The sequence below is a fragment of the Methylophilus flavus genome, from assembly GCF_042678905.1.
In the GTDB taxonomy this organism is placed as follows: Bacteria; Pseudomonadota; Gammaproteobacteria; order Burkholderiales; family Methylophilaceae; genus Methylophilus; species Methylophilus flavus.
This window is the reverse complement of the sequence record NZ_JBHTLN010000002.1, coordinates 367,123-383,329: the sequence shown is the minus strand read 5'-3', so window position 1 is coordinate 383,329 and position 16,207 is coordinate 367,123. Positions and strand designations below refer to the sequence as shown.

The window sequence follows — 16,207 nt, the reverse complement described above, 5'->3', positions numbered from 1 at the left end:
AATAACTAAAACAGCCAGCGTAAACACGCCGGCTGCAAGTAGTTTATGCCATACATAAACATTGCAATTATAAATGAGAAACGTTATCATTATCTCTTTGATACATATTTATACATTCTGATACATTTTGAAAAGCCTAACTTGCTTACATGAGTGAAGCCAACCAATATCAGGTGCAACGAGCAGTTAGTCTGTGTTAATCACACTAAATTTCTTAGATTGACCACTATAAGTCAACGCTCGCAATTAAGCGCGAATCATCTCTCAAAAACACTTACTTGCATAGCTATATGCAAAGACGTTTTGTAAGGATTTGTATCTGCGCCAACTCCACAAAAATATTGTATTAAAGCCCCATCGTGCCAGCCTAAGGTTTCCCCTGCAGCCAGCAAAACATTATTTGAGGAAAGAACCATGCGTCATATTCGTAGCCGCAAGCATCATCCAGCGCGCATCGCAGCTTTAGTAGCTGCTACTTTTTCAATGACTGCCTTTGCGGCAGAAGAAGCAGCCCAGTTACCTGAAGTAGCTGTTAAATCAAAAAAAGAAGTCGCACCGTTCAAGGCTGATACTTCAGCTAATACCAAATTCACCAAGCCTTTGATTGATACACCTCAAACTGTACAGGTCATAAAAAAAGAGTTGCTGACAGAACAGGGTGTATTTACTTTGGTTGATGCTTTGCGCAACACACCTGGCATCACTGTTCAACAGGGCGAAAACGGTAACACATCAGCCGGTGATACTTTCTCCATGCGTGGCTTTAATGCGTCCAACCAATTATTCGTAGATGGCATTCGTGACCTGGGTGCAGTCACACGCGACATATTCAATACAGAGCAGGTAGAAGTGATCAAAGGGCCAGCGGGTGCGGATATTGGCCGTGGCGCTGCTTCCGGATACATCAACCTGATCACCAAATTACCAACCTTGACCAATGCTAATTACGCAACAGTAGGCTACGGCACAGCGCAAAGAAAACGTGTCACCATTGACGTTAACCAGGCACTGGATGCAACGACGGCTGTTCGCATCAACGGCCTGATCACGGAAGGAAATGTGCCTAAACGTGATGAAGTCGATAACCAGAACTTCTCGATTGCGCCTTCTATTGCCTTTGGTCTGGGTACTGATGCACGCGGCTATTTTTATACCCAACACATTCGTCAGGACAATACGCCAGATGGTGGGATATCCTCTATCGGCAGAAGCGGCTTCTTTAACACAAATGCCGCTATCCGAAATGGTGCTAAACCTGACCGTGAAAATTTTTATGGCAGCAAAAACGATTATGAGCGTATTGACTCAGACATGCTCACTGCAAAACTCGAGTATGACTTATCTGAAAAAACGACTCTCCGCAACATTACACGTTATGGCCAATCATCCATTGACCGTATCCTTACAGGTGTGAATGGGATTACTGCCGTAACGCCTGCAAACCCAAACACATGGACATTAGCCAGATCTCGCCAACGCATTAACCGTGATGACGAAATATTGATCAATCAAACCAGCCTGAATAGCATTTTCGACATTGCCGGTTTCAAGAACTCCTTTACCGGTGGTGTTGAATTCATTTACGAAAGACAGAAGAACAAAGGTTTTGGTACTGCAGCGACTACCACTAGTGGTGTCCCTTTCACTGCCACTCCCAATCCGCCGGCCAATCTATACAACCCGAATGAAAATGACGCACTGGGCAAACCATATGCAAATGGTGCAAATACGGATGGCCGCACTTCGACCATGGCTGTGTATGCATTTGATACCGTAGACTTGAATGATCAATGGCAGGTAAATGGCGGAGTCCGTTTTGAACGTTATGACACCAGAGCCATTGGTGCATCAATACTACCAGGCGGCAATCCTGTACCTGCTGTGACGACTTTAACTCCCTTTAATTTGAGCGATTCCGACAACCTCGCCAGCTACAAAGCCGGCGTATTGTATAAACCAGCCTCTAACGGAAGTGTGTATCTCGCTTACGGGAGTTCATATACACCACCAGCAAGTGCTAACTTTGCACTATCAGGTACAGCTAACAACCAGAACAACGGTGCGTTAGACCCGCAAAAAACCGATAATTACGAGTTGGGTACGAAATGGAATGTGCTAAATAACCAATTGAATGTAACAGCTGCTGTTTTCAGAACCGAGAATGACAAACAAACTTCTTTTGACGACCTGGGTAACCCGGCACAAATGGGTAAAACACGCGTCAGTGGTTATGAATTGGGTACTGTCGGTCAAATAACCGAAAACTGGCAGATCAGTGCCGGATTCACCAAGCTGAACGCTAAGGCACTTGACCAGCAAACCGCCGCAGGCGTGAATACAAATGCAGTACGTTGGGTCCCGGATTACAGTGCCACATTGTGGACGCAATATTCCTTTGATAGTTTAACAATTGGTGGTGGTGCGCGTTATATGGGTGAACAAAAGCGTTTAGTGACGACGAACACAGCAGCTAACGTTAACAACATGCCTGAGATACCTTCTTATACTGTATTCGACGCCATGTTGGCTTATGCCGTAAATCAAAATTTGAATTTGCGTCTGAATGTATATAACTTGTTCGATAAAGAATATATCAACACCATGAACAACAGTGGCGCACGCGTGCAGTTAGGTTTGGCACGCTCTGCAATGGCAACTGCAGAAATTAAGTTCTAAATGCATTAAACTGAACGCCCGTCAGATGTTTCTGGCGGGCTTTTTTATTTGTAGGCGAGAGTGATCATGCTGTTGCATATTCCCGAGATATTTAATCCTTCTCAAGTTGAAACTTTGCGCAACGCTTTACAGAGTGGACCGTGGGTTGATGGTGCTGCGAGTGCCGGACCATTGGCTGCTGAAGCAAAACATAATCTGCAATTTTCTACCGAAGCGGAAGAATATCCATCGCTCGCCAAAACCATCGCTGCAGCATTGGAGCGCCACCCTCTTTTTCTTTCAGCCGCATTGCCGCAGTTCATTCTGCCATTCATGTTCAACCGCTATACCGGTGGTGGCAATTATGGTGACCATATCGACAACGCCATACAGACCGACAGGAATAGCGGGCAACGCTTGCGCACCGACATTTCAGTGACTGTCTTTTTGTCTGATCCTGAGAGCTATGAAGGTGGTGACCTGATCATAGAGGATACATATGGTGCCCACGAAGTGAAACTGCCAGCCGGTGATGCCATTATCTACCCTTCTTCCAGCCTGCACCGGGTAGAACCCGTCACTGCCGGTGAGCGTATTGCGGCTTTTTCATGGGTACAAAGCCTGGTGCCCGACGCTTGGCAACGCAGCATGTTGTTCAACCTGGACATGACATTGATCAAACTGCGCAGCCAGGTTGGCAACTCGGAAGAGATTGTTGCACTAACCGGCCACTACCATAACCTGTTAAGGCAATGGAGCCGCTAATGGTGAAGCCAGCCTTAACCGCGATCCCCCAGGATATCGTTTCTGCGGCTGACTACCAACGGTATGCTCGCGAACATATCCCGGATGCGGCTTGGGCATACCTGCAAGGTGGTGCAGCGGATGAGTTAACACTGACTGCTAATATCAACGCCTGGCCGGACCTGAAATTGTGGCCGCGTGCATTGGCAGAAGTGGCTGGTGGCCACACCCGCTGCCAACTGTTTGGCGAAGAATTAACACACCCTATTATCCTGGCGCCGGTGGCTACCCAACGTTTGTTTCATGACCAGGGAGAACTGGCTACAACCTTGGCAGCCGGGGTGATGGGTGGACTAGCCGTAGTTTCGACACAAGCATCTATCCCATTGGAGGATGTCGCCAGTCATGCACAAGGCCCGTTATGGTTTCAGCTTTACTGGCAGGCAAATCGGCAAGATACCCTGGCACTGGTGAAACGTGCCGAGTCAGCAGGCTATCGCGCACTGGTACTGACAGTAGATGCGCCGGTTTCCGGTGCACGCAACCGCGAACAGCGTGCCGGATTTTCTGTGCCGCCAGCCGTCGCACAATCCAATGTAGCTTCAATCGCACTTCCGGTAATGGCAGACAATGCGAGCCCGGTATTTGACGGCCTGATGACACTGGCGCCGGCATGGGCAGATATCGAATGGCTGACCAGCCAGACGCAGTTGCCGATTTTGCTGAAAGGCATTATGCATCCTGACGATGCCGTAAAAGCTGTCAGTGCCGGGGCGTCAGGGATCATTGTATCCAACCATGGCGGGCGGGTACTGGACACAGCACCAGCCACGCTGTGGGCACTGCCGGGTATTATTTCAGCCACGCATGGCGCGATACCAGTGATTATTGATGGCGGCATACGGCGAGGAACCGACATTCTCAAGGCGCGTGCACTCGGTGCCACTGCGGTCATGATAGGCCGGCCATATATTCATGCGCTGGCTACGGCAGGCGCACTGGGTGTGGCACACTTGATCCGTCTATTACGTGAAGAGCTTGAAATTGCCATGGCATTGACGGGTTGCCGGACATGGGATGATAATCATGCGGGCGTATTGGCGAACAAATCTCTTTAAAGCACGGATTCCAGCCACTTCACCCTCACATCTTCACAGCTGGCACATCCGATACAAAAAGATACATTGCAGCACTACTCCTGACTGGCAAGCTTTATGCCGCCTCTGCTATAATGAGACTAGTTCTCATTTCCGCTGAAGCGGACAGAATATTCAATAAAAATTCTCGCTGAGAATGACATCTTATCTACTAGCCAGACATGCAAATACAACTAAATTCTAACCGGGCATTCTGGCTTAAACATCTTTACCGCTGGCACTGGATCAGCTCGGCCGCCTGCCTGGTGGGCATGCTGCTGTTTGCATTCACCGGCATTACACTCAACAACGCCAACCATATCGAGTCTTTACCGGCAGTGTCTAAGAGAACAGCCACAGTGCCCGCGCCGCTGTTAAAGCAAATTCAAACCGACCCGGCCGATGACAAGGCCGCTTTGCCCAAGGCGACTGCCGACTGGGTAGGCAATGCCATTGGTGTCGAACTTGCCAATCAACCCGGCGAGTGGTCCGAGGCAGAAGTGTATGTATCGCTACCCAGGCCAGGCGGGGATGCCTGGCTGGTGATAGACCGCGAGAGCGGCGAAGTGAACTACGAGCTGACCGACCGCGGCTGGGTTTCATATATTAACGATCTGCACAAAGGCCGGAACACAGGTGTTGCCTGGAGCTGGTTCCTGGATATTTTTTCAGTGGCTGCACTGGTATTTTCCATCACAGGCCTGTTCATGTTGAGCATGCACGCCGGAAACCGGCCATCCACATGGCCGCTGGTTGGCCTGGGCGTCGTTATTCCGCTAGTGCTGGTTATTTTATTCATTCATTAAATTATTAGGAGTGTTCGTCAATGCGTAAATGGGTTCCTGCGCTTATCCCCACACTGATTGCTGGCTTGTTTGCCAACCATTCAACGGCTGGAGAAATCAACATTAAAGTGGCGATTCCTCAAATCAATACTGCTGAATATCATCGCCCTTACGTGGCCGTGTGGATTGAAAAACCGGACCAGAGCGTGCAGAAAAACCTGGCCGCCTGGTATAGCCAGAAGAAGGCTGCCAATGGTGACGAAGGCAACAAATGGCTGAAGGATCTGCGTCAATGGTGGCGTAAAAGCGGCCGTGAGCAATCGCTGCCGATTGATGGCGTATCCGGCGCGACCCGCCCGGTTGGCGAACAATCACTAAGCTTTACTGAAGGCAAAGAGCCGCTGGGCACCTTGCCGGCCGGCCAATACAATATTGCCGTGGAAGCTGCGCGCGAAAAAGGCGGCCGCGAAATTATCCGTGTCCCTTTCAACTGGCCGGTGAAAAACGCTGAACAAGCCAAAGTTACCGGGCAGCATGAGCTGGGCGACATTACTGTCGATCTGAAACCCTGATTCTAAGAATAATCCTGAGGAATACACAGATGAAAAAAATTGTTGCTTTGCTTTCTTTGGCACTCGTCATGACAGCCTCGACAGTGCAGGCACATGGCTTCTGGATTTTGCCATCCAGCACCGTACTGTCCGCATCGCAGTTCGTCACGTTTGATGCCGCCGTTTCCAATGACCCGTTTCAAATCAACCATCGCCCGCTGGCGATTGACGGGCTTGCCATTCTTGCACCCGATGGCAGCCAGGTTACGCCGGTGAATACCCTCAAGGGTGAATTGCGCACGGTGTTTGATGCGAAGTTTGATAAAAAAGGCACCTATCGCGTCGAACTGGTCCGCTCCGGGTTCCGCGCTAACTGGAAAGATAGCGAAAACAAGCCTAAACGCTTCATGGGCACGGCTGAAGCATTGGCTAAAGAAGTACCCGCCGATGCGAAAGACCTGCAAGTCTCGGAAACTGAAAGCCGCCTGGAAAACTATATCACCGTAGGCAAACCGTCAGCGCTCACGCCTAGCAACAAAGGTCTGGAATTAGTGGTAGGCAGTCATCCTAACGATGTCGTCTCGGGCGAACCGGTAGAGCTAACATTCCTGGTAGACGGTAAACCGACTGCCGATGTAGAGGTGGCTATCGTGCGTGGACAAACCCAGTACAGGAACAATCCTGAAGAGAAGAACTTCAAGACCGATAAAAACGGCAAGATAAAAGTATCGTTTGACCAGGCCGGCATGTACTGGCTGGATGCTGACTTTAAAGACAACCATGTTTCAAACAAACTGGCGAAAGAGCGTGCATTGTCGTATGTGCTGACGCTGGAAGTATTGCCGCAATAAGTCATGCCCACCAAGTAATGCAACGTGTCCTGATCCCACAACATTTAGCAACATTGCCTCAAGCATTACCGGTTGGGGAGCAGTTCACACTCAGCGGACAGACTATGGGAACGACCTGGACTGTCCGCTATATTCACTCGCAGCAGCATTCACAGCATGCTATACACGCCTTGATACAGGATGAGCTGGATCTGGTTATCAGACAGATGAGTACCTGGCAGCAGGGCTCAAACATCAGCCTGTTCAACCAGGCAGAAGCCGATACCTGGCACCCGCTCCCTGACCCTTTCTTTACTGTGATCGATTGCGCGCTGAAAATAGCGGCTGATACCAATGGCGCATTTGACCCCACCATAGGTCCGCTGGTTAACTTATGGGGGTTTGGTCCACAGGGTGAGCGCAGCGCTCCTCCGCAAGCAGATGAAATCAGCAGATTAAAAGCCAGCTGTGGCTGGCAGCGCCTGCAACTGGATACGCATAGTAGACAGTTGCGGCAACCTGGCAATGCCTATATAGATTTTTCTGGGATTGCCAAAGGCTATGGCGTAGACAGGGTTTCGCAAGCGTTACAACGCGCCAGGATAGAGAATTACCTGATAGAAGTAGGTGGCGAGTTATATGGCGCGGGGATCAAGCCGGATGGCCAGCCGTGGTGGATAGCACTTGAATTACCTCCTGCAATTGCATCGGCTGCCACCGAATCAATTGCCGCTTTATGTGGCGTGGCGGTTGCGACCTCCGGTGACTACCGACGCTATTTCGAGCATGACAATCAACATTATGCGCACACCATAGACCCCCGCACCGGTTACCCGATTGACCGCTATAACAACGCACTGGTATCTGTCACTGTCATTCATGAAGAATGCATGCAGGCCGATGCTTTAGCCACTGCCCTCATTGTCATGGGAGTGCGGGCTGCGCTTGATTATGCGCAAAAACACCACATTGCCACGCTATTGATAGAGCAAACATCCGATGGTGTCAAAGAACACTTATCTCCTGAATTAATGGCAATGCTGGAATGAAATACTTGCCCTTCGCATTATGTGCTCTGTTTAACCCAGTCATTGCTTTTGCATCGGACTTTGAACGTGGTTATACCGCCAAAGCAACTGGCGTTATTTTGCTGTACCTGATTTTCTGTGGATGGATCATCTGGAGGCACAGGAAAAAGACCGCACTCAATCGTCAGGCAGACCAGGCTGATAGCAGCCTGCGCAATTCCCATAGCATTTTGGTGGCTTATGCCAGCCAGACAGGTAACGCCGAATTGATCGCCAGGAAAACGGCAGAATCACTTAAGACCACTGCATTATCATTAGAAACATTGCCGTTATCAGCGATTGATGCCACCACGCTGCAAGATTTTAGCCGGATATTATTCGTTGTCAGCACCACCGGGGAAGGTGATGCACCTGACAATGCCGCTGACTTCCAGCAAAACCTGATGCAGAGCAATATCAATTTGTCTCATCTCCAATACGGGATACTGGCTTTAGGCGATTCAAGCTATACATTTTTTTGCGGCTTCGGTCATGCACTGGATGCCTGGTTACAAAGTACACATGCGCTGCCCTTATTCGATTTGGTAGCAGTAGACCACCTGGACGATGGCGCCCTCAGGCACTGGCAATACCAGCTTGGGCTGCTGGCGCATAATACAGAAATGCCGGATTGGGAAACGCCGGTTTACCAGCCATGGACACTTGTTGCACGTTCACAGCTGAATCAGGGCAGCGCAGGTGCTCCGGTCTTTCATTTAAAACTCGCTAGTCAAAAGAAAAACATGCAATGGCAAGCGGGTGACATTGCCGAAATAGGCCCGCGCAATTCGCAACAAGCTGTGACCCAGTTTCTAACCCGGCTTGCGCTCGATAGCACTTTAGCGGTGAGTGCCGGAGCGACCACGCTTGCAGACGCCTTACTGGAAAAACTGCTACCTCATGACGAAGCCAGCTGGAAAGCCTTGTCCGGCCTGGATGCAGAAGCAATCTTGCGCACGCTGAAAAACCTGCCGCACCGCGAGTATTCAATTGCCTCTATCCCGCAGGATCAGCATCTTGAATTACTGATCCGCCAAACACACTATGCCGACGGCAGGCCAGGCATAGGTTCCGGCTGGTTAACGCAGCATGCAGCAGTCGGTGGTGACATTGCATTACGTATCCGGGAAAACACTGCATTCCACCTACCAACGCACAACATCCCGTTAATCCTGATTGGCAATGGCACCGGGATTGCAGGTTTAAGAGCGCACCTGAAAGCCCGTATTACCAGCGGTCATCTGCAGAATATGCTGATTTTTGGTGAACGAAATGCCGGACATGATTTTTATTTCAAGGATGAATTACATACCTGGCTTGAGCAAGGTTCGCTCACTAAGCTGGCCACTGCATTTTCACGCGACCAGGCAGAAAAAACCTATGTCCAGGATGTCGTCAGATCACTGGCAGGAGAGATTAAAAACTGGGTGCAGAATGGTGCCGCTATTTATGTGTGCGGAAGCGCCACTGGCATGGCGCCTGCCGTACATAACCAGTTACTGGAGATTCTTGGCGAGCTTACAGTTGCCAACTTGACAGCATCAGGACGCTACCGTCGCGACGTATATTAAACACGCATCCCCAGCTTGTTGGGTGACCCTGCCGGCAGCTTGCCATTTTGTACGATCACCTCAGACACTTTGCGTGCCTTGCGCTTTTTCAGCCACAAGTACACACCGGTCACCGAAAGCATCGCTACCACCACGCCCATAACAGAAATCAGGACACGGCCTGGTATAGCTAAAATACGGCCTGAGTGTAATGGAAACTGGGCCTGAACAATGACGTCTCCCGCCGTGCCTTCCCAAGGAATGCGTTTGTTAACGTAATGACCATCCAGCCCATCGTAATACAGCCTTTTATGCCCAGCACCGGCGACGCCATGATCGGCATCCGGGTAGTAAAAATCCACATTAAACAGCTGGTAAGCCGCACTGTAGGAAATTCGACCGGCAGGCTCTGGCCAACCCTGAGCCCTGGCGTCTTTGATTGCCAATGCCAGGACCTGTTCAAAATCAACTTTTGGTGGCTGTTGTTGTGCCGGTGGTAAACGCGGGCGCAAATCAAACGGCGCAGGCGTTAACGTGAATGCAGCATTCATCACCGGCATAAACACTTCGCGGCGCAGATTTAATGCCAGTGCAGAGAATGCCAGAATAATTAATAGAATCCATGTCCATAAGCCAAATGCTCTATGCATATCGAAATAGCGTTTATGGGTACTACCGTTCCATCGCATTTTCCAGGCAGGCCACCATCGCTGCCAGAAAGAAGCCTGATTCGCAGAATGCGTCGCTTGCGCTTTATGCAGGCGCGTTTGCGGTTTTCTGCCGGATTTAGGCAATGTCAGGTATAAGCCGACAAAACTATCTATCAGCCAAATGATCGCCACCCCGCCCATCAGCCAGATACCCCAGCGGTCTATTCCCCACACTTCAGGCAGGTGCAAACTGTAATGCAGTTTGTATAGGAAGGAAATCACATTGGTTCGGTCTACCGGCCACACGGCACCCCACTCACGCTTACCTAATTCCTGACCGGTGACCGGGTCAACAAACACCTGATTAAATTTGACAGGTTCCAGCCCATCAGGCGGGTTTGGCAATGGCCTTACGCCAATAGACAGCGTATGCCCTTCTTCCACCGTCAATGGGATAGAACTTACTTGTATTTGCCGATAGCGCTCTGCAACTTGTTTGGCCAACACCAAACTGGATTGATGCAAGCCGTTAGACTTGCTATGCATCCATACCGGGTTTAGCAACTCATCAAGTTCGTGATCCCAAGAGATGATGGCACCAGTGAGGCCGGTGATTAATAGAAATAAAGCACTGGCAAGACCCAGCCAACGATGGCAGAGCAATAGTGTTTTTCGCCATGAGCCTGTGTCAGGCTTAGATAAACGCATACACTTCCAAAAGAATATGATAAAGGTGCAGCTGCAACTTCCGTTAAAAGAAGTTTATTTATTCTCGAACAACTAAAAGGAAAAAAGCTGCTGAATAAATCAGCAGCCTCAATATGAATAGATTTATTTCTTACCAAAGGTAACTTAGCTGCGCATCCACCGTACGTGAAGTGCCGTAGTAACAATAGAAATCACACGCGCTGAGGTACTCTTTATTAAACAGGTTGGTCGCATTCACTTGCAAGCTCCAGTGTTGTGAAACTGGATAGCTCGCCATGGCATCCACAAGCGTATAAGAGGCTACTTTCAATCCAGGGTAATTCGCCTCATCCTCTGTACTGCCGTTGTAACGTACGCCAAGTGTGAATTTCAAGCCATTCAATATTTCACTATTCGTATGTTTATAGCTGATGCGAACTGCAGCCTGGTTATCAGGAATCAGGGGCGCTCTAACAGTTCTCGTAGTGTTTAAATCCTGCTCTGCGTTGTTACGTGTATAGCTAAGTCTTGCAGAAACATTGTCAGCGATGCGCATGTCAGACTGTAACTCAATACCTTTATTACGTCTCTCACCAGCTTGTGTCTGAATATTGGATGCATTTGAAATCAAAGCATTTTTTTCTGTTAAATCAAATACTGCTAAATTGAAGCTTGCTCTCATCCATGTAGGTTCATATTTCAAACCAACTTCCAATTGCTCACCTTCGAATGGTTTATAACCTCTGCCAGCGGCATCTGCACCTAACAAAGGATTAAACGATGTTGAGTGACTTACATATGGTGACAGACCAAGAGAAGTACGTAACATAATACTGGCGTTGTGAGTATTTTTATTTCCATTCGCAGAGTTAGCAGCTGTACCAATAAATGAACGACTATCATAATTGTCGTTACGCAGGCCTAGGTTGATTAAAACAGTGTCATTCCAATCAAATTTATTAAATATGTAAGTACCCTGTTGTTTTAAGCTGAGCTCATAAGGACTGCCTGTGACAGTGAAAGGTGCGCCATATACTGGTTCAAACAAATCGATCTGAGGCACGCCACCAAATCCATTATTTTGTGCGTCAGCTTTGCTGCGTTTGTAATCAATACCAAGCAGAACAGTATCTTTAATATCCCCAAACTCGAATGTTTTACTTAATCGATTATCGATGCTATGTACTTTGGATTGACCATTAAGATATGAATAACCACGATTGGCTAGCCTATCATTGTTAGAGCCAAAGGCAAATACACCCAAGAAATCATGATCCATCTTGCCATATCGATAGTTTTGCGTGAATCTGAACTGTTGCCCAAAGTCATGGCTGAATTCATAACCTATCGAATATTGCTTACGGTCAAAATAGTCGCGACCTGGCTCGCCGAGGTTTGTGTCATAGCCTATTTTTCCATATTGTGTAGCAATAAGAGAACCATATCCAGGCATAAAACCGTTGGTTGGCGTACCCTTTTTCTTAAGCAAACTAGCTAAAATTGTGAGGCTGGTCCGATCATTGATATCCCAAGTAAGACTAGGAGCAAAATAGAATTGCTCCATACCAGTATAGTCAATTGGATAATCCATTTTCGAATATAAACCAACCAAACGATAACTAACGGAATCGTTAATAACTCCGTTGTAATCACCACTGACTGTTCTTCTATCAAAGTTACCAACGCTGACGTTTAACTCACCAGCTACATCCTTCATTGGACGCTTGGAAACCAGGTTAATAGTACCGCCTGCGTCAGTAGCTCCATAGTTAAATGAATTGGCACCTTTGAGAACTTCTACTTTTTCCAATCCGTAAATTTCTTGTTCCCAAATAAAGAAACCATTATTCGAAAGAGATGTACCATCTAATGTAGTATTGGCATCGAAACCCCTGACCTTAAACCAATTTGTTTTATTGTCAGCACCGAATTGTTTTGATAAGACACCAGCTTCATAGCCTAATAAATCATCTAACTTTTTATTAGCACCAATATTTTTAATATCTTGCTCATTAATAATTGAGACCGATTGTGCTGAAGATTTGAAGTTATCTCCAGACTTATCTGCAGAACCAACTACTGCAATTTCTTGCAGGGTTACCGTCTTTTCTTTTTCGGACTGCTTCTCTTCTGCAAACGCTTGAGTGGCTGCACATGCAAGCATCACGGCAATCACGGTTTTTTTAGGCATTAGATGCATTCTGTAGCCATTTTTATTCATAACGGTCATTCAAACTTTCATCAATCAAAAAGGTATCAATAGAAAAAGGCTACTGAGAATCAGCAGCCTTCTTTTTAGTTTTGGCTAACAATCCGATGAATGATAATAATTATCATTTGTTCTAGCAATGACTTTTACTCAAAATCACTTATCTCGATAACTAATGTTGTATAAATCCAACTTAATAAATTAACTAGTATTGCCAGGTAACCGTCGCCAACGCACTTGCGGGAGGGGCATAAAAAGCTTGCGCACCTTCTGCATACCTCAAGCTCGACAGGTATTTCTCATTTGTCACATTATACAAATTGAAGGCTGCATTCCAATGTTTATCGATTTGATAATTTGCCATCAAATTCAGCACTGCGTAGCTATCTTGTCTGTAGCGAATCTCGTCGCCGCCCAGCTCAATATCTACATAAGTTTCGCTCTGCCAATTCACGCTTGCACCAACCTTCAGCTTTTCAATTGACGGAACTTTATAAACAGTCGTCAAATGCACAAGGCTTCTAGGGATAAATGTGTTCACATTTTGCCCCTGATTATCCTTGACACGCATTAAACGCGTATAGCCTGCACTCAGGCTCCAGCCTTCACTGATTTCACCCGAGACATCAAACTCAAAACCTTTAGTGGTGGCTTGTATACCCTTGTAAACGTCTACTAGAGCACCTCCAGGCCCAAGAGGTACCCTGTCAAGAAACTGTGGCTGATTTTCCTGCTCGGTTTTAAACAATGCAAATGAACTGTTTAGCAGTTTATTAAACCACTCACTTTTAATACCGATTTCAGAATTCTTACCCTCTAATGGTGCCAATATTTTACCGCCAGCCCCTTTTTCCACTTGAGGCTTATAAATCTCACTGTAGCTCGTATACAGCGAGTGCGTCTCATTGAAATCATATACAGCGCCAATGTATGGTGTGAACTTGTGATTATCTTTGGCATCCTGATCGACACCATAACTAACACCGGTTAACTTGTAACTTAGCAAACTCCCACCCAGGGTAATTTTTAGGTTATCTGCCGGGTTGAGTTTGGCAGCGGCATAAATATTGGCCGTTGTGCTTTTGTAATCTGAGCTTGTGCTTTTGGCACCAAATGTAGGCAGTGGAAAATTACCTATGTCATCAAAGCTACTGGTGATGATATTGCCAAGAGTGCTGCCATCGCGTGAGTATTCCTTCATGTAGGATTTACTCAACGTTGCGCCTACTACCACCTCATGCTTACGGCCTGCAAATTCAAATGGGCCATTCGCATAAACATCGGCAACGTGGTCTTTAGTCACGAAGTCATACACGTATGGATAACTGGTATAGGTAATCAACCCAGTAGTACGGTCTTCTATACCATCAATATAATGATGCCGCCCCTTCGAACTAACGTCTTTATGGGTTAACTGCCCTTTCAGCCTCCATTCATTATCAAAATAATGTGTCAATTCGACAAAACTGATATTGGTATCCACATTCCTGTTACTCCAGCTAGGTGCGGTTGAAGCTGAAACATTGTAATCGCGCTTACTCCCATCAGAGTAAAGTAAGGGCAAACTACCGAAACCGCTGCCGCTGGCATTATTCTGATTATAAGTGTGTCCAATTGCCAAATTGGTGCTGTCGGTTAAATCTGCTTCAACAACCCCATATACAGCATTTCTTTCCATGCTGTAGCGATCAATATAAGAGTTTTTGTTTTGATTGGCCACCACCAAGCGGCCACGTACACTACCATCACCATTTAGTGCACCATAGACATCTGCATCCAGGCGACGATTGTCCCATGAACCTAAAGATGCATTTGCTTTTGCCTGGAATTCCCTGGTCGGACGTTTGCGAATGAAGTTTATCGTGGCAGAAGGATTACCTGGACCTGTTAACAAGCCATTGGCACCGCGCAACACTTCTATCCGGTCATAAGTTGCCACATCCAGATCACCATAATTCGTACCACTAAAGCTAATAGGCGTGCTTAAGCCATCAACTTGAAAATTAGTAATCATAAACCCACGAGCAGTATATTCAGTGCGGTCTGTCTCAAATTGCTCCACTCTGATACCTGTCGCATAAGACAAAGCATCATTGACACTGAACACACGAAAATCATCCAAAAGCTCACGAGTGATCACCGAGATAGACTGTGGCGTCTCCCGAATACTGGTATTTAAACGGGTGGCTGTTGAAGTAGACTTTACCGTATATGATTTTGTTTTTTCTGAAGGTTGATCTATTTCGGCCTTGGAAGTCACTTTAACCTCAGGTAAAGAATCGACCTTTTCGTTATTGACCTGCTCTTCTGCAAGTGTCGACACTGGTGGAAACGCTAACATTAAGGCTAGTGAAATCGCATTGATACGATGAGAGTGCATAAAGGCTCCGATAAACATGTTTGCTGATACTTGGAGTGAAGCTCCATGGTGAGCAAATCTTGAAAGGTTGAGAATGATAACAATTATCATTCAATGACTCAAGAAGGTATTTAAAGGTGCCTGCTGAAGACTAAGCTACTGGATTAAAATGAGGCTGTTAGCTCAAAATGATTTTTGTGCTTTACTGGGCGCGACGATGACTTCACCACTGTCACTGACAGCGCTGATCAAGCTGACATCGTAAAGGGCTTCTAACAATGGAATCGTCATCTGCTGGCTTATATAGTCCCCCGTCAAAGAACCATTCTTGATAAATATCAAACGGTCAAAGCCCTGCAATGCCTGGTTGATATCATGCAGGATTGCCAGAATGGCGTGGCTTCGCTGTGCGGCAAAGGTATAGATGGCATCCATTAAGCTGAATTGCAGCCCGGGATCCAGTGCCGCGAGTGGTTCATCTACCAGCAACAGGCCTTTTTCAACATCCCACAGCTGCGCAAACACCCTTGCCATCTGCACACGTGCTTTTTCTCCACCGGATAAGGTATCAAAGCGGCGTTCTAATAAATGTCCGGCACATGCGAGTTCCGCTGCCTGGCGCACAATGCTCCTGATGTCAGGATCATAAGCTCTGACAACGCGACCCAGTCCGATGACCAGTTCCACGGGTAACCCGAAAGCGACTTCGTGGGATTGCGGCAAAATGGCGCGGCGGCGGCTCAAATCAGCCAGCGACCATTCTTTGAGGTGAAGTTGACAAAATGTGGCCTGACCACCGGCGGGTGTTAATTCACGGGCCAGCAATTTAAGTAGGGTCGATTTGCCTGCGCCACTGGGGCCCAGTACCGCAATGCGCTCACCTGCTTGAACCGATAAGGTAAAGGGCCCGAAAGTACGCTTGCCCAGATCGATAGTGACATTGTGCAGTGCAAGCAAAGGCTCTTGATTCGTTGCAAGATACAT

The 16,207-nt window shown here is 47.5% G+C and carries 12 protein-coding genes; 8 read left to right on the top strand and 4 right to left on the bottom strand.

Features of this window, described 5'->3' with window-relative positions; translation table 11 throughout:
• Window positions 1–414 precede the first annotated feature (414 nt).
• The 8 genes from ACFQ2T_RS11820 (at window position 415) to ACFQ2T_RS11785 (ending at window position 9,339) form a co-directional block, all read left to right on the top strand.
• Entirely contained in the window at window positions 415–2,676 is a 2,262-nt protein-coding gene (locus tag ACFQ2T_RS11820) for a catecholate siderophore receptor Fiu (RefSeq protein ID WP_379034658.1), read from the top strand.
• Window positions 2,677–2,742: 66 nt separating this feature from the next.
• Window positions 2,743–3,420 carry a Fe2+-dependent dioxygenase gene (locus tag ACFQ2T_RS11815; RefSeq protein ID WP_379034656.1) on the top strand — a complete coding sequence of 226 codons (678 nt, stop codon included), beginning with the start codon at window positions 2,743–2,745 and terminating at the stop codon, window positions 3,418–3,420.
• Window positions 3,420–4,517, top strand: coding sequence for an alpha-hydroxy acid oxidase (locus tag ACFQ2T_RS11810; protein ID WP_379034654.1), 1,098 nt, complete (start codon window positions 3,420–3,422; stop codon window positions 4,515–4,517). The genes ACFQ2T_RS11815 and ACFQ2T_RS11810 overlap by 1 nt, the downstream gene beginning before the upstream one ends.
• Window positions 4,518–4,717: 200 nt before the next feature.
• Complete coding sequence (locus ACFQ2T_RS11805) at window positions 4,718–5,341, top strand: PepSY-associated TM helix domain-containing protein (RefSeq protein ID WP_379034652.1); 624 nt, start codon at window positions 4,718–4,720, stop codon at window positions 5,339–5,341.
• Between the two features lie 20 nt (window positions 5,342–5,361).
• The gene (locus tag ACFQ2T_RS11800) at window positions 5,362–5,892 is read left to right on the top strand and encodes a DUF2271 domain-containing protein (RefSeq protein WP_379034650.1); all 531 of its coding nucleotides are present in this window, start codon (window positions 5,362–5,364) and stop codon (window positions 5,890–5,892) included.
• Window positions 5,893–5,921: 29 nt separating this feature from the next.
• The gene (locus tag ACFQ2T_RS11795; protein WP_379034648.1) at window positions 5,922–6,722 is read left to right on the top strand and encodes a DUF4198 domain-containing protein; all 801 of its coding nucleotides are present in this window, start codon (window positions 5,922–5,924) and stop codon (window positions 6,720–6,722) included.
• A 17-nt stretch (window positions 6,723–6,739) separates the two neighbouring features.
• The gene (locus ACFQ2T_RS11790; RefSeq protein WP_379034646.1) at window positions 6,740–7,750 is read left to right on the top strand and encodes an FAD:protein FMN transferase; all 1,011 of its coding nucleotides are present in this window, start codon (window positions 6,740–6,742) and stop codon (window positions 7,748–7,750) included.
• Window positions 7,747–9,339 carry a sulfite reductase subunit alpha gene (locus ACFQ2T_RS11785; RefSeq protein WP_379034644.1) on the top strand — a complete coding sequence of 531 codons (1,593 nt, stop codon included), beginning with the start codon at window positions 7,747–7,749 and terminating at the stop codon, window positions 9,337–9,339. Before ACFQ2T_RS11790 ends, ACFQ2T_RS11785 begins: the two co-directional genes overlap by 4 nt.
• On the opposite strand, the gene ACFQ2T_RS11780 is transcribed toward ACFQ2T_RS11785, so the two are convergent.
• The 4 genes from ACFQ2T_RS11780 to ACFQ2T_RS11765 form a co-directional block, all read right to left on the bottom strand.
• Window positions 9,336–10,676 carry a PepSY-associated TM helix domain-containing protein gene (locus ACFQ2T_RS11780; RefSeq protein WP_379034642.1) on the bottom strand — a complete coding sequence of 447 codons (1,341 nt, stop codon included), beginning with the start codon at window positions 10,674–10,676 and terminating at the stop codon, window positions 9,336–9,338. The two genes, ACFQ2T_RS11785 and ACFQ2T_RS11780, sit on opposite strands and share 4 nt — an antisense overlap.
• Before the next feature lie 130 nt (window positions 10,677–10,806).
• Complete coding sequence (locus ACFQ2T_RS11775; protein ID WP_379034640.1) at window positions 10,807–12,885, bottom strand: TonB-dependent siderophore receptor; 2,079 nt, start codon at window positions 12,883–12,885, stop codon at window positions 10,807–10,809.
• A 184-nt stretch (window positions 12,886–13,069) separates the two neighbouring features.
• A complete protein-coding gene (locus ACFQ2T_RS11770) occupies window positions 13,070–15,334 on the bottom strand; it encodes a TonB-dependent siderophore receptor (protein WP_379034638.1) in 2,265 nt (754 codons plus the stop codon).
• Between the two features lie 72 nt (window positions 15,335–15,406).
• Window positions 15,407–16,207 carry an ATP-binding cassette domain-containing protein gene (locus ACFQ2T_RS11765; RefSeq protein ID WP_379034636.1) on the bottom strand — a complete coding sequence of 267 codons (801 nt, stop codon included), beginning with the start codon at window positions 16,205–16,207 and terminating at the stop codon, window positions 15,407–15,409.